The following is a 22,528-nucleotide window of genomic DNA, read 5'->3' as shown; positions in this document are numbered from 1 at the left end:
CTATTTTAAATCGGATTAAGGAGGAGTTGCGGGCTAAGTTGGATTTGGGAAGTGTGGAAAAACAGAAATCTTAGTAGTCATTAGTCATTAGTCATTAGTCATTAGTCATTAGTCATTAGTCATTAGTCATTAGTCATTAGTCATTAGTCATTAGGAGGAATTACAAATTGCCAATAGCCGATGCCCGATGCCCGATGCCCGATGCCCAATTCCTAATATTATGTTATTAACCATCTCTACAACTCGCGTCCCTGCTACAGATTTAGGTTATTTGCTCCATAAACATCCCGATCGCCATCAATCTTTTCCGATGACTTTCGGGTCTGCCAGCGTGTTTTATCCAGAGGCAAATGCAGAAAGGTGTACCGCCGCTTTACTGTTAGATGTCGATCCGGTTGGTTTGGTGCGGGGCAAGTCGAAATCGGGCGATCGCGCTCTCGAACAATACGTGAACGATCGCCCCTACGTTGCCTCTTCGTTTCTGTCTGTCGCCCTTGCCAAGGTCTTCAGTACAGCTCTATCCGGTCGCTGCAAAGACCGCCCAGAACTCGCAGAAACAGCTATTCCTCTGACAGTTAATCTGTCGGTTTTGCCCTGTCGCGGAGGCGAAAAGTTTCTGCGGGAAATGTTTGAGCCGCTTGGCTATCAAGTCGCAGCAAAACCGCTGATTCTTGACGAGCAATTTCCAGAGTGGGGCGCGAGTCCTTACTTTTCTGTGGAACTGCAAAATACAATTCGGTTGGCGGATTTGTTAAGCCATCTTTACGTGCTAATTCCCGTGTTGGATGACGACAAACATTACTGGGTTGGGGATGATGAAATCGAGAAGTTATTCCGTCACGGTGAAGGTTGGTTGAACGCGCATCCCGCGCGCGAACAAATTGCCGATCGCTATCTGAAACGCCAGCGCCGTCTGACGCGAATTGCTGTGGCACAGTTAGCAGAAGCAGATAATATTGACCCCGATTCTGTCGAAGTTTCTCACCAGCAAGAAGAGGAAGTTTTAGAACAGCGAATTAGTCTGAACCAACAGCGTTTAGAATGTGTGATGGACGCTTTAAAAGCAAGCGGTGCTAAGCGAGTGGTAGATTTGGGCTGCGGTGAGGGAAAACTGCTGCAATTGCTTTTGAAAGAAAAGGCGATCGAACAAATTACAGGCGTCGATGTGTCCTTTCGGGCTTTGGAAATTGCCAGGGAACGTTTGCAAATCGCTCGATTGTCTCCCGCACAGCAATCTCGCATTCAACTAATTCAAAGTTCGCTGATTTATCGGGACAGCCGCTTGACTGATTTTGACGCGGCGGCGGTAATTGAAGTAATCGAACATCTGGATTTAGACCGGTTGGCGGCTTTCGAGCGGGTTTTGTTTGAGTTTATCCGGCCCAAAAGTGCGATCGTCACAACTCCAAATATTGAATATAACGTGCGGTTTGCAAACTTGCCGGCGGGCAAATTTCGCCACCGGGATCACCGCTTTGAGTGGACGAGAACTCAGTTTCAGACTTGGGCGAATAAGGTTGCCGAACGGTTTGGCTTTGAGGTAGAGTTTCGCTGTGTGGGAACCGAAGATTTAGAAGTAGGTTCGCCTACGCAAATGGCAATATTCGCCCAGTGCAAATAATACCCACAGTCTGTTTGTGCTTACAATATAGTTAAACTTGGAAAAATGCAGGCTTCCGCTATGAGTAAATCTATTCAAACCCAGATCGTTGAAATTGACAATTCTCAGGGCATTCGCATTCCCAAATCTTTGTTAGTTAGAGCAAATTGGTATTAGCGGAGCAGTAGAAATCGAAGTTCAGGGCGATCGGATCGTCATTCGTGCAGCCCTAAAACCGCGTCTCGGCTGGGAGGAAGCGTTCGCAAAAATGGCAGAGCAACATGATGATGTCCTTCTTGATGATGTCACCGCTACGGAGTGGGAGGAGCTTGATTGGCAATGGTAATCAAACGTTTTGATGTTTTTTTAGTTAACCTTGACGAGCCTAGCAACGAATAATATCAATTCCGCTAGCATTGGAATTATTTATCTCTCTTGTCTCTCTCTGTGTTCTCTGCGATCTCTGCGGTTAAATCATTCCGATGCAACCGAAAACGATATAAATCATAATTAATAAACAATGAAAATTACGCTTCCAGAACTATCCCTAGTCGTTCTCATCGGTGCATCCGGTTCCGGCAAATCCACCTTTGCGCGGCAGCATTTCCTACCTACAGAAATCATTTCCTCGGATTACTGCCGCGGCCTGGTTTCCGACGACGAAAACAATCAAGCGGCAACCGCAGATGCTTTTGAATTACTGCACTTTATCGTTGCTAAACGCCTTGCTGCAGGTCGATTAACTGTTATCGACGCGACAAATGTTCAGCCGGAAAGCCGCAAACCTTTGTTAGAATTAGCCCGAAAATATCATTGCATTTCGGCCGCAATTGTGCTAGATTTGCCAGAAAAATTGTGTGCCGATCGCAACCAACAACGTCCAAACCGCAACTTTGGCAGTCACGTAGTTCGCCGCCACGTTCAGAATTTAAAGCGATCGCTCAAATCTCTCGATCGCGAAGGATTTCGCTACGTTTACGTCCTCCGTTCCCCAGAGGAAATCGAGGCCGTGGAAGTCGCAAGACAACCGCTGTGGAACAACCGCAAACACGATCGCGGCCCTTTTGATATCATCGGCGATATTCACGGCTGCTGCGGCGAATTAGAACAATTGCTGCAACAGTTGGGCTATCAAATTGTGGAAAAAACCAGCGAGTCTGCTTTTTGGAATTTTCCCACCTACGCGCACCCGGAAGGGCGTAAAGCCGTGTTTTTGGGAGATTTGGTCGATCGGGGCCCGCGCATTCTCGACACCCTAAAACTCGCGCGCAACATGGTAGTTGCAGAAACAGCATTGTGCGTGCCGGGAAATCACGATATTAAATTACTGAAAAAACTCAACGGCAAAAATGTCAAAATAAACCACGGACTCGAACAAACCTTAGCAGAAATAGCAGCTTTGCCCGACGAATTCCGCGAATCTGCTTCAGCAGAAATCCGCCAATTTATAGACAGTTTAATCGGCCATTACGTCCTAGACGACGGCAAATTAGTTGTTGCTCATGCGGGGATGAAAGCAGAATTGCAGGGACGCGCATCGGGCCGCGTTCGAGATTTTGCACTGTACGGAGAAACAACCGGTGAAATCGATGAATTTGGCTTACCAGTCAGATACAATTGGGCCGCCGAATATCGCGGCACAGCAGCAGTTGTTTACGGACACACACCAGTCCCGGAAACAGAATGGTTGAACAATACTGTTGATATTGACACTGGCTGCGTTTTCGGCGGCAAACTAACAGCTTTGCGCTATCCCGAAAGAGAATTTGTCAGTGTTGCGGCTGCTAGAGTTTACTGCGAACCTGTGAAGCCGATCGCACTTACTTCTCTCGCAACTCCCCTGACAGCTCAACAGCAGTTTGACGACGTATTAGACATTGCCGACGTATTGGGAAAACGCATCATTTCCACTCGCCTGCAAAGCAACATTACGATTAAAGCAGAAAATGCGATCGCCGCCCTAGAAGTAATGAGTCGGTTTGCAGCAAATCCCAAATGGCTGATTTATTTGCCGCCCACAATGTCTCCCGTTGCTACTTCAAAAGAACCGGGACTTTTAGAACATCCAGCCGAAGCATTTAGCTACTACCAACAGCAGGGCATACCGACAGTTGTCTGCGAAGAAAAGCACATGGGTTCCCGCGCAGTTGTCATTGTTTGCCGCGATGAATCTGCTGCTAAACTGCGATTCGGAATTCTCAACAGCAGCATTGGCATTTGCTACACCCGCACGGGACGGCATTTCTTCAATAATTATACTTTAGAAACCGAGTTTTTGGTCAGAATAAATACTGCTTTAACTGCCAGCAATTTTTGGGATAAATTTCAAACTGACTGGGTTTGTTTGGACTGCGAATTGATGCCTTGGTCTGCTAAAGCTCAAGAATTATTGCAGCAACAGTATGCGCCAGTGGGAACAGCTTCTAATAGTGCGTTTGCGGATGCGATTAAAAATTTAGAACAGGCAAGCCAGCGGGGAGTTGAAGTTAGTTCTTTGCTAAATCGCTACCAAGAGCGATCGCAACTAGCGCATCAATACGTTAAAGCCTACCAGCGCTATTGCTGGGCTGTTAAATCCATCTCCGACCTCAAATTAGCACCTTTCCACATCTTGGCAACTGAGGGAACAGTTCACACCGACAAAAATCACTGCTGGCACATGGAACAGATTTCACAATTTTGTCAATATGACTTTGAATTGCTGTTAGCTACTGAATACAAAGTAGTTGAAATAGCAGATTTTGACAGCCAGTTGGCGGGGATTCAATGGTGGGAAAAAATGACTGATTCGGGAGGCGAAGGCATGGTTGTCAAACCGATGGAATTTACTGTAAAAAATAGCAAAGGACTCGTACAGCCTGCTGTAAAATGTCGCGGGAAAGAGTATTTGCGGATTATTTACGGTTTGGAATATTCGTTGCCGGAACATTTAGAAAAATTGCGATCGCGCGGACTTTCCGGCAAGCGTTCTTTGGCGTTGCGAGAGTTTGCTCTCGGTGTAGAAGCATTGGAAAGATTTGTGGCGGGCGCTCCTTTGAGACAAGTTCACGAGTGCGTTTTTGGAGTTTTAGCGATGGAGAGCGAACCTGTCGATCCGAGGCTGTAAGTCCTTGTAGGGGCGGATTTAGTTAGCCCTTGTAGGGACACGGCAATGCCGTGTCCCTACGGGGATCTCATTCATTTCCTCCTACTAATCGCTGCACTTCCAATGTCGATAAATTCATCATTTGTGCAACTTGTTCTAAATTCATTCCCGAATTTAACAGGTGAGAAATGAGCGATCGCAAGGCTGATTCTGCAGCCATTTGTGCTTGTTCCGCCGCCAGCCGTCCTTGTTGTTCGGCCAGGCGCTCTTGTTCAGATTGCTGGTAAGTCTTCAGAAACTCTCCTGTTTGAGGATTTCTAAACCTCAATTCTCCAGAGACTAAGTGCAATTCCAGTCCCAATACTTCGCTGTACAGCCACAGCGTATCGAAGGCGATATTATTGACAGGAATCGGCTCGTACTGGTTGTTGACTAAACGCACTCCTTGCAGTATCGGATTCAGATAATCCCCAGACGGATCGTACTGAAAGTATTCCCTTACTCCCAAACTTTCATAGATTTCTGGTTTGGTTTCTTGGTCTACATCTTGAGTTGTTTCAGAGGTTATTTCTAAGACAAACTGCGGTGCTATCCCTGCTTCTTTCCAGATTTTGTAGTTATCTCTTTGGCGTTTTCGGACTCCGAATACTACATAAATATCGGGAGCAACTACTGCTGCTTTATTGCCTTCTTCGTAATAGACGAAAGAATTTGCTGACACGTAGACATCCGATCGCCCTTGAAAGTGCAGCTTCAGAGCTTCCACGCCGTAAGTCATGTAATCGCGCGTGATGTCGCTTTCCGCCATCGGTTCTCCGTCGCTGCTGGGATATTCGATTTCTTCTTGTTCGATAGAAGTTAAAACTGTCACAGTTTAAGCCTCCTCATTTCTCGCTAATTCTATTTTAGCAGGCGATCTAAAAAAACGATGATTGAGAACGTCCTAACAGTGTTTGGGGTTGCTATATCATATCAAATCCGGTTACATCGGAATGATACAGTGCGAGCGTCCCGCTCGCGAGCGCTACTTATAGCGAGCGGGACGCTCGCACTGCAACTCGAAAAATTATGATTCCGATGAAGCGCGGAAACGATATCAAATATTGGATATTGCGAGCAAATAACTAATGACTAATGACTAATGACTAAAAAAGGCGTTTGCACTTGACAAACGCCTTTTTTAGAGTTACAAACGCGGCGTTTTATCTTGTTTAAACGACGCTAACCATTCGCGAATTTGGTCGGCCGCAATCTCGCGCCCGCCCAAACCAAAAGCTAGAGCAATCCCAACTGCGATCGCCCCGAGCAGCAGCCCGAAAGCCAAATTCACAATATCGCTGCCAATGCCCATCTGTTGCAGCGCCAAGGCAGCAACAAAAGCAATAATCGCGATCCGAGCCGTTTGGCCCAAAAGCCGCGCTTGACGAGTTCCAGAACTAGCAATCAAACTAAACGCCAGATTCGCCAAATACAAGCCGATCGCAAATACCACCAAACCGGCCAGCACCCGACCTGCAACCAGCACAATACCGCTAACAATCGCCGTCAGCGCTGGAATCTGCAGCACGTCGGTAGCAGCCACCACAGCAAACAGGATGATGCCCACCTGCACCACAATGCCGACAAATTCCGAAGGCGTGCGGGCCGGAAGTTCCGGTTCCTGAAGAATCGTTGCCTCCGGATCGATCGAACTTGGCGGTAGCCTCAGCGGCTGTTTCGGCGGCTGCACCCCCAACCAAGAAAAGACATTGTTGAAGCCAATTCCGGTCAGGATATTAGTAACCAAATCGCCTGCCCAGCGCCCCAAAATGTAAGCAACTGCCAGAATCACGGCTGCCGTAAAGATTTTAGGAACCGCGCCCAAAATGTCGTTGAGCATCGCGACTGCAGGCTGCGAAATCGCCTGAATGTCCAAAGCGTTGAGAGCTGCGATCGCCGTTGGAATCAAAATCAAAACATAGACGATCGTCCCGACAATCCACGACAGCGATTGTCCGCCCGAAGTCCGCGAAATTCCAAACCGAGCGCCCAAACTGTCCGCCCCAGCAGCAGCCAGCAGATTCGTGACAATCCGCCGCACCACCATAGCCAGCAGCCAGCCCACAAACCCAATCAGCACAGCTTCCAGAATTTTCGGAATTGCCGCCAGAATTTGGTTGAGCAAATTATTAACCGGCAGCAGAGCCTGCTGCAATTGCAGCGAGTCGAGAATCAGCGGCAAAAACAGCAGAAAAATGAACCAGTACAGCGCATTCGCCACAGTATCGCTCAGCAGCAAAGGGCGCTCGCTGGGCGCAGTACCCACCTCCTGATTCAAGCGCTCGTCCACGCTAAAAGTCCGCATCGCCCGCGATACGGCCAATTTGGCGACTGTCGCCAACACCCAAGCAATCCCCAACCAAATTAGCGCGCCGGCTAACTTCGGCAAGAAACCGGTAATTTGATTCAGAAAAGTATTGAGGGGTTGCGAGACAGCCGTTAGATTCAGGCGGTTGAAAAAGGCAATTAGGAAAAAGACAAAAATGATCCAGAACACCGCTGTGGAAATCCATTTTTCCACTTGCGGAGATCCTGCTCCTTCCGGGCGGCCGGTAATCCAAGCAGCCAGTCGGTTGTCGATCGTAGTCTTCTTGAGCAATCCTCCGACTACAGATGAGACGAGGGCTGATACTATCAAGCCAACTAGCAGGATACCGACGGCCCAGATCAGATTTTCAATGTTTGAGCCCTGAATGAAATTGTTAATTCCGCGTTCGGCATCTGTCAGCGGATTCGGGGGGGGCGGGGCCTGGGCCAAAATGCGATCGGACAAAGCCGCTATTGGGCCCGATATCGGTTGAGTTATTTCTTGCCAAGTTTCATTCATTTTTTTCTCAGGTTAACGTCAGATTTGACATGGAAAAGACGAAACTTTAATAATAGTTACCAAAAAATCTAGACATCGCCTAAATTTAATGTTTGTACGCTTTTAATCGTACTGGGTTAACTACAAAACCCTCTATCGAATTTGGGATCGACCCATCTCCGACTGCTTTTGGGCCAATATTCAAAGAACCGTTGACATCGGCATTTATGAATCGTCCAGTTTGGGTTCTGAACAATCCTCTTTTTACCCTACTGCCAATGTAGTCGGAATGTTGTTGAATTGGTTCCAAATCCCAAGCTGAACATTTGGATGTGTAATTCTCCTCTACTAACACAACTTGAATTCCCGCAAGTTTTCCTTTGTACTGCAACATTTGCAGCAACCGGCGATGGGGAATGCAGGCCAAATTTTGATTTCTAATCTTACCAGTATTAATCCCATCTTTAAAATCCTGGTTCCAGCCTATAACCAGCAAGCCAATTTGATGATTGACGAGTTCTTTAATAATTGCGGAACTCGCCGTGTGGAGGTAGTAATCCACTTTACAGTTACGCTTGTGCCACAATTTGGCAAGTTTTTTACTGGTTTTTTGCCCTGCGGGTAGCAATGATTTTAATGCTTCGGAAACCTGATTGCAGTATTGGTTTGTTGACTTAACAGCTCGTCCGTCGAAGATTGTGGGTACTAACCCAAGAACATTGTAAGTTAATGTTGCCAGATTGTTTAATCCTAAATCTATGGCAGCTACTCTCTGATTAACTTGTAAAGGCTGTTCTAACTTTTCATATACCACCTCGACAACATAACAACCTACTTTGGGAACAATCCGAATTTCCAGAATCGAGGTGACTTTTGAGGGCAACCAAATATTAGTCCCAGAGGGGCGAGCATATCCTTTTTTTAAGGCTCTTTTGCTGACAGCTTGACAATTAAATACAACTACATAGCGCCCGTCTTCTCTTTTTCGCTTTCTTGAACCTTTATAATAAGGGATTTTCGGTGTGGCTTTAAATTTAGTTGGGTCTTCCCGATAGTTTCTGTGCGCCATATCGTAGCTAGTCCATGCTTTGAGGACTAAGCCGATCGTGCTTTGTGCTACCTTTGCCGGCAGTGCTTTGTAATCAGGACTTGTTTTTAGCTCGCGATCGACAGCCAGAGCGTTTGTTTGTTGGCTGGCGAAAAAGTTTTGACGGTAGATGTAGTTAGCGCTGTTGTAAAGATTTTTGCACAGCCAAGACAGTCGATCGGCTTCTCGATAAAACCTATGGTTTGGTTTAAGGACGTGCCTTTCGACTAACTGCATAATCGGTATATATACTTTATTTCTTTATTTCAAGATGATACACTGTATTTCGGAGCGTGTCAATCTTTTAATTTCTGGAAAAATTGACGTTACAAGTAAATAAAGGACTATAAAGTAAGCAAAGTTTTGTAATACCCTCGTTGTTGCAGGTTTCCATGTCAATTCGTCAAGTTTTCGAGCAATCCATTGAAATTCGCGCTGCTGCTACCTTGGTGGAGCGCTGTATAGTCGATCGCACTTTGATGCACAAGTGGCTCAATCCCCTGCTGCGCTGCGATCCCGATGGCGAATGGGATACGGCTGTAGGAAGTCGCAGCTTATTTATCATAAAAATTCCCGTTTTGCAACCCACTTTAGAGAGTGTGGTGTTGGAGCGACAACCCGGTTTAATTGTGTGGGGGTTTGACGGATTTTTCAAAGGATGCGATCGCTGGGAATGCCAGCCCCAAATCCAAGGAACTCTCTTGATTAACCGCTTTGAATTTCAAATTCCCAATCCTTTAATTAGATTTGGTTTCAATCGCTTTGCAGCCCCTTGGACGCAGAAAGATATGAAAGACCAACTCCGCCGGCTCAAACGGGTAGCCGAGCAATTATCTCAAAAAATGAGTAATGGGTAAGGGATAATGGGTAATTGGTAATGAGTAATTGGTAATACCTGAAAACTAAGAGCTAATAGGAAAAAAAGCACCAATTCCCAATTCCCAATTCCCAATTCCCAATTCCCAATTCCCAATTCCCAATTCCCAATTCCCAATTCCCAATTCCCTGCAACTTCAGTTATTTACTTCGCACTTCCCGATGAATTGGGCTGACAAATCATTTGTCTCGCCGAATTCACGGCTTGGTTTGCCGTATTTTGCAAAGCCGGGGAATTCTGATACAAAGCTTGCACATCTTGCACATCTTTAATCACTCGTTCGTAGATAACCATCGCTTGATTGCCGTCAACTTCTAAGGCCGCAGGGCTGTAATTTTGCATCACTTCAATCAGCGATATTTTGCCATCTTGGGAAGCTGCGACTAAAGCATCGCGCAGTGCGGGAACGCTTTGCAGCCTAGCAGTCGGCGCATAAGCAACCTCGCCCAATTGTTTGAAAACAATTTCCCCAAAATAAGTAGTTGCCAGCCGCGCTACTAATTGGGAATCTAAAGGCACTTCTCGCGTCAATATTTCGCGCACCGACTCGGGAGTTTGTTTCGCAAGATTCAGAACGCTTTGCAGTTGAGATGAAGCTTTGCCAGTTTGTACAAAGCTTTGCAAGTCGCTCATCGGTAATGTTACGTCAACAGCACCGTATTTTACGGTAACATTATCTAATGCAAAGGCTTTGCCGCTGCTGAGGAATACTGCACTTGTTCCCAGCAAAAGCGCCAAACCTAATGATAAAGACTTTGACATTCTTTTGGTTAAATGGGCTGACAGCGGTTGCATTCTATTGAGATAACCTTGTTGAAACTGAAAGTTCATGAGTTTGTGCCTCTTTACGTCAAAATACTTTTTCGATCGATCGTCTGTGCGGGTATCAGTCGGGAAAGTGGACTTGGGAGTTCCGTAAATGACCTATGATTTTACAGTCATGTCAAGCAAATTTAACCTATCAAAAGATATGTGTCAATCGAGCGCTTATATGTTATAACAATACGGGCAATAATTTTATATAGCTTTGCAAAACTTATAAAAGCGACATTTTGCCGTCGGGCAGCAGTTTATTGAGTGTCGCTTTCATGTCTTGTAGTGTGCGATCGATACTAAACTTAAGTTCACATATCCCGATCGAGCCGATCGAGCAATTGGCGAATTATAGCAGCATCCTCAGCATTCGGAGCATTTTTCAGGTATAGTTCCAAATCGTGGCGCGCCTCGGTCAAGCGGCCAACTTGATAGTAGAGAATTCCGCGATCGCGCCGTTCCCCCAGCGCATCAGGAAACAGCAGCAAAATCCGTTCGATCGCCAAAAGTACCCTCAAAGCATCTCGCTGTTGCAAGTAAATTGCCTTCAGATTTCCCAGCATTCGCCCCAACAAATGTCGGCGAGTTACCGGGGCGAGAAAAGCCGACTGCAATTCCATCGGTTGACCGTAAATTTGAGAAAGTCTGGCTTGACAGTCTTCATAAAATAATATCTCGCCGCCGTTAAACGCATCAACAAAAATACCAGCATCTTCAAAATCCGGTCTAATTAAAAAATGTCCCGGCATCCCAATTCCCACCATCGGAAAATCAATGCGCTTAGCAACCTCCAAATAAACCAAAGATAAAGAGATCGGAATGCCAGTACGCCGATCGATCACTTGATTCAAAAAGCTATTGCGGGGGTCGTAATAATCAGCATCATTGCCCGTAAACTGCAAATCTTCGTATAAATAGCGATTAATAGTTTGAATGATCCGCAGCGGATAATTCTGTGCCGGCAGCCGATCGCGCACTTCATCTGCGATCGTGTCGAGAGCATTTAGATACTCGTCTGGGTCGAAATTTGGGTATTCTTCCAAAGCAATGTAAAGGGCAGCTTTCGCCAGGTCGATCGAGCCATCCGGCTGATTTATTTCTTGATAAAAGAGTTGTCGGGCGATCGGAAAATCCATATTTATGATTGATTAATTTTTAATTTACATTCTGTACCAAATCATGAACAGGCTTTCTGGCCTGTTCCACGAACAGGCTTTCTGGCCTGTTCCACAACACATATTATTCGGTTAAAACAGGCATTTTTTGCAGTATAATTAACTTTTTTTTATCGTAACACAGGCATTTTTTTTTGTGGAACAGGCCAGAAAGCCTGTTGCAGATTTTTGTAGTATAATTAACCTTTTTTCTGGTAATACAGGCATTTTTTCTTGTGGAACAGGCCAGAAAGCCTGTTGCAGATTTTTGTAGTATAATTAACCTTTTTTCTGGTAATACAGGCATTTTTTCTTGTGGAACAGGCCAGAAAGCCTGTTGCAGCTTTTGGTAGTATAATTAATTTTTTTCTGCTAATAAAGGCATTTTTTCTTGTGGAACAGGCCAGAAAGCCTGTTGCCTAATAAATATTAAAAACAGTGCATCATTTAAATTATAGTATACTATAATTTTTTTCATCTAAATCAGCCACTATTTTTAATAAAGCTTCACGAATTTTTTTCTATCGAGCCAGCTTGACGTGAACGCCATCCGATGTCAAATGAACTTTCAAATCCCGTGACTTTTACCAATCACCCAACTGCGGCGAAAAATCCGAGCCAAAGTCGATTCTTCCAAAGCAAAATAGATAGGGCGGCCGTGAGGACAAGTGCGCGGATTGCGAGTTTGCTGCCATTCATCCAACAAACTTTGCATTTGCAAAAGACTCAAAGGAGTACCGTTTTTCATAGCACTGCGGCAAGCCGTAGCAACTTGAGCCGCTTGCAAATCTGCGACTTTACTGAGTTCAAAAAGCGCATCCGCACAGTCATCTCGATCGGCTAACAATTCAGGAACTTCGCGGGCAGCCCATAGCTGTTCGCCAAAAGTTTCTACTTTCAAACCCAAGCGGGATAAATTCTCAATTTGCAGCGCCGATAATTGACTGAGAATTACTGGTTTTTCTAGACATTTTAGCTGCCAAGCCGCGCACAATTGCTCGTACAAAACGCGCTCGTGAGCGATGTGCTGTTCTATCAACCACATTCCACTGGAATGTTCCGCAACAATGTAAGTATTGTGAATTTGAGCGATCGCCCTCAATTCCATCAATCCTACTTTATGAGCTTTTTCCTGTTCCCCGCCGCCATCATTCTGGCGACCAGAAATCCCGACACTGTAAGCACTTTTTTGTTCCGATGCCTTCAGCAATAGTCCGACTCGATCGGGAATTGGGGCAGCCAGCAAAACCTCATCATTCAGGTGCAAAGCCCGAGCAATTGCCGCGCTAACTTGTGCTTGCCAAAAAGCCGGATCGTGGAGATAAATTTCCACTTTAGCCGGGTGGCGGTTCCAATCAATTTCCGAGGGGGAGATTTGCAGGTGAACAAAACAGACTGGATAGCGATCGCGCGGACAAGTGCGGGCAAAGGCGCTGAGAATAGTTTGCTCTAATTCGGGCGATCGCACAACTCGCCGGTTCACCCCAACTTTCACCCAATCCGGCCGCCTGCGGTGACAGCGATCGGGCAAACCAATTACTAACTCCAAACACTGGGAATTGGGCATTTGGAATTGGGAACTGGCAACTGGTAATTGGTAATTGGGCTTGATTGTAGCTCCAACAAGTTGAGTTTCTATCAATAAAGTTGCTGCTTGATTATTTTCAGGACTCGCAGGCAAATCTAACTTTAAATACTGCAAATCGCTCGATCGCACACCGCGCACAAATTGAGGTAAAAGTTGTTCCGCTGTGCTACCAGGAGTTACGTGCAAACAAGGCGTGTTTCCTTGACGCAACTGCCAATTAACGTGCGGGTGACAAATAGCAATTTGCTGAATGATTGATTGGATCGATCGCATTTGCTGTGTAGGCGACAAAAAACTGCGGCGCACAGGCCAATTCCCAAACAAATTATCAACAGTCACCACCGTACCCGGAGCGATCGCCGCTGTTTCCACCTCCACAGCAACGCCCGCGTTATTGTAAACCACCCGCCAGCCCGATCGAGCATTTTCAACTCCCCCCTTGTTAAACGATGAGCTGGGGGGGGTTTCCGCAGACTCTCGATTTTCCCAAAAATCACCCAATCCCAAATCATTCGATCGGCTCAAAACCTCCAAACAGCCCAACTGAGCTAAACTGTGCAAAGCTTCCCCGCGAAATCCCAAAGTAGCAATTTTGTAAAGGTCTGCTTCAGTGGTAATTTTGCTGGTACTGTGGGGCGAAGCTGCCTGCTGCAAATTTTCCAAATCCATTCCCGTACCATTATCTGCAACTTGCACCCGCCACTGTTCCGGCCAGACAGAAACAACGATGCGAGTTGCGCCTGCATCCAGAGAATTTTCAACTAATTCTCGTACCGCTGCGGCGATCGAGTCAATCACTTCGCCTGCGGCAATTAAATTGATAACTTCTGTGGGTAAGGTTTGAATAGTAACTGACATCAGATTTTTAGCATTTCGTTAATTCAATTCTACTTGATTCTGCAAATCGCTACACAGTATTAGGACTTACGCTCTCAAAGCTAGTTTCTTAGAAAAACAGTCCTGGACGCAACTGTCACAATCCAATGGACTCGTAGGGTATGTCAGGCAAAGTTCTCAAATGATTATCGAGGATTTCGAGAGCTGACCGAGAATTTCAAAGGTGGTACCCGCCACGCGATTTATCCGTGGAATCAATCCAAAATCTAAAATCTCAAATCCTCAAGCCCCCGACTCGATCCGTGGGGTCAATCCAAAATCTAAAATCTAAAATCTAAAATCGAATGACGCACCTTACTATATATGACAGTTGCGTCCAGGACTGAAAAGTATTGTTCGATCGCAAGATATAGCCTTTCTCAAAAAGATGAGGTATGACTGACAGCTTACATAACCACCCAAACTAAGAGGGCTGAAGCCCAACAACGTCCGCGAATCTTTCTGAGAACCGCTATATCTACTCATCAACCAAGTCTCTGAGGCTGAGCGAGAAAGTCCTAAGTACATATCTTCCTACCTACTTAAACTCATCGGCTCAAGCCATGCTTTTCGGCAAGCGGATGTAAAAAGTTGTTCCTTTTTCATCCCCCGACTCATAAGTAATTTCCCCTTTGTGAGCATCAACGATTGACTTAACAATCGCCGTTCCCAACCCAGTACCCGTCCGCTTGCCATAAGTCACAAAAGGTTCAAATAAGTTTTCCTTAATTGCCTCTGGAATGCCCGGGCCGTTATCGTAAATGCTAATTTCTGCCCACTCCTCACTTTGTGTCACAATAATCTCTACTCGCCCCCCGCGCCCCCCAAAAGCTTCAGCAGCATTCCCAACTAAATTTTGCAAAACACGCAAAATTTTATTTTCGTCTGCTTCCACTATCACTTCTGTCACCCGTAACACCAAATCTACTTTTGCCGCCTCAAAATAAACTCTGTTCAACCTTTCAAACTGCTGCAACGTCTGGATTAGATTAACTGGTTTTTTATGTAATACAGAATTGCCGCGCGAAAATTCTAATACTTCTTCAGCCATCCCCAACATTCGCTGAACCTGCAATTGAATAAGTTCGCACCACTCCTGAGTTTCCTCATCCGGGTGCATTTCTTTGAGCATTTCGCTGGAGAGTTTAATTCCCGTAAAAGGATTTTTGAAATCGTGAATAATTGTACTCACCATTTCTCCTACCAATACCATTTTTTGTCTGTGTACGAACTGGCTAACATATTGATCCGTGGTATCACGCAAATTTTTTGTAATGAAACTAAACATTTGCAGTACCGCACTGCCTTTAGCAAACTGGAGAGTTGCTATCAGTTCTTCCCGACCTATTTTTGCCAAAGTCGAGCCGCTAACTGCCACAGCTCTAGCACTGCGAGGCTCTCCGTCTAAAACTCCGAGTTCGCCAAAATAATCGTCGGGCTTAGCGATAGCAACAGTTTGATATTTATTGTTTTCAATCCGCTTGCTAAACTCGACTTCACCTTCTAAAACTAGATATAAAAAATCCGCTGTTTCTCCTTCTTCAAAAACCAGCGTTTCCTCAGCAAAACTCTCTACTACAGCTATTTGGCAAAGGTGAGCAGCTTGCTCTGGTTCAAAATAAGACATAAATCGATGAGATGCCAGATCCATGTTAAAATACCTGAGACTTAATTTAAACAGTTTCTTTCTTCTATTTTCGCCGATCGGGATCGATGCGTTAATAAGATACAATGCTGCTTTAATCTGCCTCTATTTTCTGACATCCCAGGCTTGGACGCAAGGATCTGGGTGGGGATGCAGAGCCAGACTAGCATAGCAGCACCAGCAATCTCACCAAAATTCTCAGTTTATTGACTAAAATACATAAATGTTGTACAATTATTCAGATTAAAATTGGATGTGCGGGCGGGTTCTCCGGGCAGCCTCAGAAGATTTTAACTGTAGAGAGATGGTGTAATTTAAATGCCGATCGACCGAGTTTGCAAAAATTAACACTCACCAGATAAAACGATCGCAGCATTCTGCCCGCCAAAGCCAAAACTTAAACAAACTGCATTTCTCACAATAGCCGATCGCGCACAGCGAACAAAATCTAATTCAAACCCCGGTTTTTTGATTCCAACGCAAGGCGGCAACATCCGATCTTTAATACTCATCAAACAAAAAGCCGCGCCCAAAGCTCCCGAAGCTCCCAAAGTATGACCCGTAGCCCCCTTAGTCGAACTAACAGCAACTCCTCGGTGAAATAACTTCTCAATTAACAGTGCTTCGTGTCGGTCATTTAACTCAGTTGCAGTACCGTGAGCGTGAATAAAATCTATATCAACCGCTGCTAAATTACTGTGTTTCAAACATTGATTTACCGCCGCGATCGCACTTTTACCCCCCAACTCTGGCGCATGAGCATGAAAAGCATCATTTGTCAAGCCAAAACCGGAAACTCGACCGTAGATTTTAGCGCCGCGACGCCTTGCCAACTGGGCCGATTCTAATACAAATAAAGCCCCGCCTTCACCGAGTACAAAGCCTTCCCGACTTTCGTCAAACGGATAGCACCCAGCGTTTGCCAAAGCACCCATCCGGTTAAATCCAGCCACAGTCAGCGGTGTAATTGGCGCTTCCACAGCACCTGCGATCGCCCGCTGACACTCACCAGTGCGGATTAAATCAACAGCGCGGGCGATCGACCAAATACCCGTCGCGCAAGCAGCCATCGGCGCCAGCACCGGCCCCGTCGAGCCAATTGCCCTCGCCGCCGCGATCGCCCCCATGTGAGGCAAAAAATTCACGAATCGGTCATCGGGAATTGGGAATTGGGAATTGGGAATTGGGAATCGGTAATTGGGAATTGGGAATTGGGAATCGGTAATTGACAATTCTCTTTCCTCTTCCTTCTCCCCTCTTCCAACTTCGGTCTTCCTTCTTCCAACTTCGGTCTTCCTTCCCGGCGTTACATCCGTTACATCCTGTACAGTGTTCGTTGCCGAACTTCCTTCTCTTGCCAAAAGTTCCAAATTTGCCTGGAAACCTCGGCTAGAACCGATCGCAATCCCGCAATCGGGCAAAGGCAAAGTCAAATTAGCATCTTGCAAAGCATCTGCCAAAACCTGCCGAATTAAAGTTATTAAATCCGCAGGTTTTGTGCCAATTAAAGCCAAAGGTCGCGGTTCAATTTTCAGAAAAGGTTGATGTTCCCGAATTCCCGACTCTCCAGACAGCAGTCTTTTCCAGCTAGTTTCCAGAGTGCCTAAACTCGAAACCAGACCAATTCCCGTAACCACAACATCCATTCACTAATGACTAATAACTGATGACTAATGACTAATCACTAATCACTAATCACTAATCACTAATGACTAATGACTAATGACTAATGACTACTGACTACTGACTACTGACTACTGAACAGCCTTAAAATTTTCCAAACCCTGAGTAACCGTAGCCTTATCAATGCGATCGCCCGCTTCAATCTTATCAACAACATCCATCCCTTGCTTCACGTAGCCAAAAACCGCATAGCTGCCGTCCAAAAACGGCACATCGGTCAAAGTAAAGTAAAACTGAGAAGAAGCCGAATCAGGACTCTGCGATCGAGCCATAGCCACAGCCCCGCGACTGTGCATCAACACGGGTTTCTCCTTAACCCCAGCTTCTTCTAGCGTTTTGCTGTAAGTCGGATTTGCAGCACCTTTAGCTTTAATTTCCAGAGGAATCCTGCGTTCGGTAGAAGTTTTCGGGTCAATAAAACCGCCAGTTCCCAGCCGCGCCGTAGGGAATTTAGGGTCTTTACCCTGGGGGTCGCCGCCCTGAACTACAAAAGGCTGAGGTTCCCGGACGACTCGGTGAAAAACCAATCCGTCGTAGACACCTTTCTGAACCAAATCGACAAAATTGCCCGCAGTAATTGGCGCATTTGTGCCGTCGAGTTCGATCGTAATTGGAGCACCTTTAACCGTCATCACCACCGTTGCTTTTCCTTCCAAGCGTGGCAAATTGCTGAATTGCGAACTCGCCGCCACAGCAGCAGGAGACGGAGACGGAGACAAAGAAATATTTTCACCCGACGGCTGATTCGGTGTCGGAGTCGAGTTCGTAGCCGGGGAACTACCGCATCCCCCAACAAACAACGCACCAATTATTAAAAGTGAGAACAACCACCGCTGAATTTTGATTTGCATTTGCATTTGTATTTTCACTTTGAGTCAATTACGGACTTTGCAACTAAAGATTTTAATTCAATAGTCCGAACTGTTTTTAGATCGAGCGTCTGAAACCCGCGATTTTCCTTGGATAGCGAACTTGCCTGATCGCCTTGAAACCCTTATTCTACGGTTGGCAATCAAAAACTATCCGAAGTATTGTTAATTGATAGATTCAAAAATTGGTAACGGGCTTACTCGCAGATCGATCTTTTTCACTTACCAGGTAGGTAAGGTGCGCGGCCCGGCGCACCCTACGAGACATTACCAATCGAAAATCGAAAATCGAAAATCTCTAAAGTCCTTCTAGGGGAACTTGCAAAAATCGAGCCAATTCGGCCGCTTGATTTTCCACTTCCGACAAAGCAATCGGCTGTCCGACTCTAGTCAGGGAAAACTGACGGCGGTCTTTGAGCTTCAGATAAATACTGCGGCGGGGACTGAGACCTTCTTTAATGTCCACCCGCACAGATTGCACGTCCGATGTCTTGCAAGTAAAATCAAATTTGCGGTTTTTGCCGGGAAATCCCCAGCGAAAAATCCGAATGTTACCAGTTTTTCGATCGAACTCGTTGTAACCGCCGCCGACATCCCAGAGAACAGTCAGCCACAGGTAAAGCGCCAACAGCACGCCGCAGACACCGTAGAAACCCATCGCGATGCCTTGGGGGATGAAAATGAGATGAGTCGGGTCAGCAAAAGGCAGCAGGTTAACGTGCAAGTAGCTGGAAAGACCCGACAGCAGGAAACCAGTCCCTCCAATGGTGACAATCGTCCCCCACCAGTAATTGCTGAAGCGGCGGGAACCCACAACCGGATAGCGCAGGACAGGATCGATCGAGGTCGTTGTTTTTGCAGTCATAAAATTAAACAGCCTTAAAGCCAAATCTTAATTCAATTAGCCCACCTCAGTCACGCTTCGCTAACGCGATCGCGACAGACAGATCCGCATTCTGTATCAATTCCTGCTAATTATGTTGAAAAATTCTGAACTTCTAATATATAGTTATGTTAACTTAATTAGAAACCTTGGTCTTTTAACAAGCAAAAGGATTTTACCCCAATGACAATCGCAGTCGGACGCGCCCAGAACGAAAGAGGCATCTTTGATGTCCTCGACGACTGGCTCAAACGCGATCGCTTCGTCTTCGTAGGCTGGTCTGGCATCCTGCTATTCCCCTGCGCCTACCTAGCCATCGGTGGCTGGTTAACAGGCACCACCTTCGTCACCTCCTGGTACACCCACGGTTTGGCAAGCTCCTACCTCGAAGGAGCCAACTTCCTCACCGTAGCAGTCTCCACCCCAGCCAACAGCCTCGGACACTCCCTGCTGTTCCTGTGGGGCCCCGAAGCACAGTGGGACTTCACCCGCTGGTTCCAACTCGGCGGCCTGTGGACATTTGTCGCCCTCCACGGCGCTTTCGCACTTATAGGCTTCTGCCTGCGTCAGATCGAAATCTCCCGTTTGGTAGGCATCCGCCCCTACAACGCCCTAGCATTCACAGGCCCGATAGCCGTGTTTGTTTCGGTATTCCTGCTTTACCCCTTGGGTCAATCAGGCTGGTTCTTCGCCCCCAGTTTCGGCGTCGCAGCAATTTTCCGCTTCCTGCTATTCCTGCAAGGCTTCCACAACTGGACGCTCAACCCCTTCCACATGATGGGCGTTGCAGGCATCTTGGGCGGCGCGCTGCTGTGCGCCATCCACGGTGCAACCGTAGAAAACACCTTGTTTGAAGACGGCGACGGTGCTAACACCTTCCGCGCCTTCAACCCAACTCAGTCAGAAGAAACCTACAGTATGGTCACAGCCAACCGTTTTTGGTCGCAAATCTTCGGAATTGCCTTCTCCAACAAGCGCTGGTTGCACTTCTTCATGCTGTTCGTGCCCGTCACAGGCTTGTGGATGAGCTCCATTGGCATCGTCGGTTTAGCCTTAAACCTGCGCGCTTATGATTTCGTATCCCAAGAATTGCGCGCTGCTGAAGATCCTGAGTTTGAAACGTTCTACACTAAGAACATTCTGCTTAACGAAGGCATTCGTGCTTGGATGGCTCCTACCGACCAACCCCACGAAAACTTCATCTTCCCTGAAGAAGTTCTGCCTCGCGGTAACGCACTTTAAAAAAATCAGGATTTGGATTTCAGATTAATTTAATTTTTTTTAATTGAAATTGAAATCCAAATCCCTATTCCCCGGCGCAGGCGCGGTACTCCCGTGCCCTACTGGGGAACAAAAAAACCCAAAATCCAAAATCTAAAATCGTTGGAGGTTCTACCGCGTGGTAACGCTCTCTAATTCTTACGCAAGCGGTCGCGACCAAGAATCCTCCGGGTTCGCTTGGTGGTCTGGCAACGCTCGTTTGATCAATCTTTCCGGCAAACTGCTCGGCGCCCACGTCGCTCACGCCGGTTTGATCGTGTTCTGGGCCGGTGCAATGACTTTATTTGAAGTCGCTCACTTTATCCCAGAAAAGCCCATGTACGAACAGGGCTTAATCTTGATGCCCCACATCGCTACTTTGGGTTGGGGCGTCGGCCCCGGCGGTGAAGTCACGGATATCTTCCCGTTCTTCGTAGTCGGCGTTCTTCACTTGATTTCATCTGCTGTTCTCGGTTTGGGCGGCATTTATCACGCCGTTCGCGGCCCGGAAGTTCTCGAAGAATATTCTTCATTCTTCGGCTACGACTGGAAAGACAAGAACCAGATGACCAATATCATCGGCTATCACCTGATTTTATTGGGTGGCGGTTGCTTGCTGCTGGTGGCTAAGGCCATGTTCTTCGGCGGTGTCTATGACACTTGGGCTCCGGGCGGCGGCGACGTGCGTATCATCACCAACCCCACTCTCAACCCGGCTGTGATCTTTGGCTACTTGACTCGCTCTCCTTTTGGTGGCGAAGGCTGGATAGTCAGCGTGAACAACATGGAAGACATCATCGGCGGTCACATCTGGCTGGGCCTGATTTGTATCGCTGGCGGTGTTTGGCACATCTTGACCAAGCCTTTCGGCTGGGCTCGCCGCGCCTTAATCTGGTCTGGCGAAGCTTACCTGTCTTACAGCTTGGGCGCTTTGTCCCTGATGGGATTCATCGCTTGCTGCTTTGTCTGGTTTAACAACACCGCTTACCCTAGCGAATTCTACGGCCCGACGGGCCCGGAAGCTTCTCAAGCGCAAGCTTTGACCTTCCTGATCCGCGACCAACGCTTGGGTGCTAACGTCGGTTCTGCACAAGGCCCCACAGGTCTGGGTAAATACCTGATGCGCTCTCCTACTGGCGAAATCATTTTCGGCGGTGAAACGATGCGTTTCTGGGATTTCCAAGGCCCTTGGTTGGAACCCTTGCGCGGTACTAACGGTTTGGACTTGAACAAAATCAAGAATGACATTCAGCCTTGGCAAGCTCGCCGCGCGGCTGAGTACATGACTCACGCTCCTTTGGGTTCTTTGAACTCTGTGGGCGGTGTGGCGACTGAAGTTAACTCGTTTAACTTCGTGTCTCCGCGTTCTTGGTTGTCTTGTTTCCACTTTGTGATGGGATTCTTCTTCTTGGTCGGCCACTTGTGGCACGCGGGTCGCGCTCGCGCGGCTGTCGCTGGCTTTGAGAAGGGTATCGATCGCGAAAATGAAGCGGTACTTTCTATGCCTACCTTAGACTAATCGATCGAATTTATTCCTGATTTGATTGTCTAATCGAAAAAAGCTCTTGCTTAACGGCAGGAGCTTTTTTTCGATCGAATATCTAGAAAAAGCTGCGGATTGTCGATCGACCTTTCTCGCTCGCGGGCTAACAGCAGATACAATTCTAGACGCAGAAACCAGGTTTGGTTTCTGAGTCAACCTTTTGAATTCAATGCTGTTTCTTTCAGTAAGCTGCTTTCTGAGAGAGTTTTTGCCTCCAGGACTGATACCAAATCCGGGGAAAGCTACCCCTTTTATGATTCGGCGGTTGAAACCTTTTAACCTCAAACTCAAATGTGGCGAAGCGCCGATCGTTTGAATTCGAGGTTAAACTGCACAAACTTTCGTCCGCTTCCGCAGACAAGCCAGATCGAGGGGGTATTTAAGCCGGATTTGCATGAGATATTTCGGCGCGACATTCATCGGTGGCGGTGAATAAATCTGCAAGTCTTGAAACTTGACAATTTTAATCAGTTCGGGTAAAGAGCTTGCAAGGCAGGCGCTACAAAGTTTATATTTAAAGGACAAAAGTTTTAATCCCACATAATTAAAAGTTGCAATGGTTAAGTTGCAGTTTGAAGGCAGCTCGCTAGCGGTGCAAAACTAATCGACGATCGCCATCAGGATATTCATATTTTATTAAATAGCTGTGCTTGCCGAATTTTGTAACACGCACAAAACTTTTCAGCCGCTTACTGTTATTGCTGGGAAACCAAAAGATCA

General features: G+C 46.7%; 17 protein-coding genes. 7 read left to right on the top strand and 10 right to left on the bottom strand.

What is annotated here, in order from left to right; genetic code table 11:
- Positions 1-220 precede the first annotated feature (220 nt).
- The 3 genes from QUA56_RS11655 to QUA56_RS11650 all read left to right on the top strand — a co-directional run bounded on the left by QUA56_RS11655 (position 221) and on the right by QUA56_RS11650 (position 4,706).
- Positions 221-1,621 carry a 3' terminal RNA ribose 2'-O-methyltransferase Hen1 gene (locus tag QUA56_RS11655; protein WP_333357393.1) on the top strand — a complete coding sequence of 467 codons (1,401 nt, stop codon included), beginning with the start codon at positions 221-223 and terminating at the stop codon, positions 1,619-1,621.
- A 60-nt stretch (positions 1,622-1,681) separates the two neighbouring features.
- Positions 1,682-1,777, top strand: coding sequence for an AbrB/MazE/SpoVT family DNA-binding domain-containing protein (locus QUA56_RS36815; protein WP_445242898.1), 96 nt, complete (start codon positions 1,682-1,684; stop codon positions 1,775-1,777).
- 343 nt (positions 1,778-2,120) lie between these two features.
- On the top strand, positions 2,121-4,706 hold the full coding sequence (locus QUA56_RS11650) for a polynucleotide kinase-phosphatase (RefSeq protein ID WP_333357390.1): 2,586 nt from the start codon (positions 2,121-2,123) through the stop codon (positions 4,704-4,706).
- Positions 4,707-4,773: 67 nt separating this feature from the next.
- Here the strand turns inward: QUA56_RS11650 and QUA56_RS11645 are convergent, their stop codons facing one another.
- The 3 genes from QUA56_RS11645 to QUA56_RS11635 form a co-directional block, all read right to left on the bottom strand.
- Positions 4,774-5,556, bottom strand: coding sequence for a Uma2 family endonuclease (locus QUA56_RS11645; RefSeq protein ID WP_333357387.1), 783 nt, complete (start codon positions 5,554-5,556; stop codon positions 4,774-4,776).
- Between the two features lie 315 nt (positions 5,557-5,871).
- The gene (locus QUA56_RS11640) at positions 5,872-7,551 is read right to left on the bottom strand and encodes a mechanosensitive ion channel (protein WP_333357384.1); all 1,680 of its coding nucleotides are present in this window, start codon (positions 7,549-7,551) and stop codon (positions 5,872-5,874) included.
- 85 nt (positions 7,552-7,636) lie between these two features.
- Positions 7,637-8,854 (bottom strand): transposase, encoded by a 1,218-nt coding sequence (locus tag QUA56_RS11635; protein ID WP_333357381.1) that lies wholly within the window; start codon positions 8,852-8,854, stop codon positions 7,637-7,639.
- A gap of 155 nt (positions 8,855-9,009) precedes the next feature.
- Between QUA56_RS11635 and QUA56_RS11630 the strand changes: the two genes are divergently transcribed.
- Entirely contained in the window at positions 9,010-9,474 is a 465-nt protein-coding gene (locus QUA56_RS11630; protein WP_333357378.1) for an SRPBCC family protein, read from the top strand.
- A gap of 164 nt (positions 9,475-9,638) precedes the next feature.
- Here QUA56_RS11630 and QUA56_RS11625 read toward each other — a convergent pair whose 3' ends face one another.
- The 7 genes from QUA56_RS11625 to QUA56_RS11595 form a co-directional block, all read right to left on the bottom strand.
- The gene (locus tag QUA56_RS11625) at positions 9,639-10,325 is read right to left on the bottom strand and encodes an alpha/beta hydrolase (RefSeq protein WP_333357375.1); all 687 of its coding nucleotides are present in this window, start codon (positions 10,323-10,325) and stop codon (positions 9,639-9,641) included.
- A gap of 293 nt (positions 10,326-10,618) precedes the next feature.
- Entirely contained in the window at positions 10,619-11,443 is an 825-nt protein-coding gene (locus QUA56_RS11620; RefSeq protein ID WP_333357373.1) for a transglutaminase family protein, read from the bottom strand.
- 586 nt (positions 11,444-12,029) lie between these two features.
- A complete protein-coding gene (mutL, locus tag QUA56_RS11615) occupies positions 12,030-13,907 on the bottom strand; it encodes a DNA mismatch repair endonuclease MutL (protein WP_333357371.1) in 1,878 nt (625 codons plus the stop codon).
- A gap of 574 nt (positions 13,908-14,481) precedes the next feature.
- A complete protein-coding gene (locus QUA56_RS11610) occupies positions 14,482-15,576 on the bottom strand; it encodes an ATP-binding protein (RefSeq protein WP_333357368.1) in 1,095 nt (364 codons plus the stop codon).
- Between the two features lie 338 nt (positions 15,577-15,914).
- Positions 15,915-17,216, bottom strand: a complete 1,302-nt coding sequence (locus QUA56_RS11605; protein ID WP_333357365.1) for a beta-ketoacyl synthase N-terminal-like domain-containing protein — start codon at positions 17,214-17,216, stop codon at positions 15,915-15,917.
- A gap of 108 nt (positions 17,217-17,324) precedes the next feature.
- Positions 17,325-18,110, bottom strand: coding sequence for a peptidylprolyl isomerase (locus tag QUA56_RS11600; RefSeq protein ID WP_445242897.1), 786 nt, complete (start codon positions 18,108-18,110; stop codon positions 17,325-17,327).
- A gap of 310 nt (positions 18,111-18,420) precedes the next feature.
- A complete protein-coding gene (locus tag QUA56_RS11595) occupies positions 18,421-18,987 on the bottom strand; it encodes a photosystem I assembly protein Ycf4 (protein WP_333357362.1) in 567 nt (188 codons plus the stop codon).
- 201 nt (positions 18,988-19,188) lie between these two features.
- Between QUA56_RS11595 and psbD the strand changes: the two genes are divergently transcribed.
- The 3 genes from psbD (at position 19,189) to QUA56_RS11580 (ending at position 22,124) form a co-directional block, all read left to right on the top strand.
- A complete protein-coding gene (psbD, locus tag QUA56_RS11590) occupies positions 19,189-20,247 on the top strand; it encodes a photosystem II D2 protein (photosystem q(a) protein) (RefSeq protein WP_333356497.1) in 1,059 nt (352 codons plus the stop codon).
- Between the two features lie 157 nt (positions 20,248-20,404).
- A complete protein-coding gene (gene psbC, locus QUA56_RS11585) occupies positions 20,405-21,784 on the top strand; it encodes a photosystem II reaction center protein CP43 (protein ID WP_333357359.1) in 1,380 nt (459 codons plus the stop codon).
- 193 nt (positions 21,785-21,977) lie between these two features.
- A complete protein-coding gene (locus tag QUA56_RS11580) occupies positions 21,978-22,124 on the top strand; it encodes a hypothetical protein (RefSeq protein WP_333357357.1) in 147 nt (48 codons plus the stop codon).
- Positions 22,125-22,528: the final 404 nt, after the last annotated feature.

Source organism: Microcoleus sp. N3A4 (assembly GCF_036701805.1).
In the GTDB taxonomy this organism is placed as follows: Bacteria; Cyanobacteriota; Cyanobacteriia; order Cyanobacteriales; family Microcoleaceae; genus Microcoleus.
The sequence above is the reverse complement of the archived record's forward strand: the minus strand, read 5'-3'. Positions and strand labels throughout refer to the sequence as shown.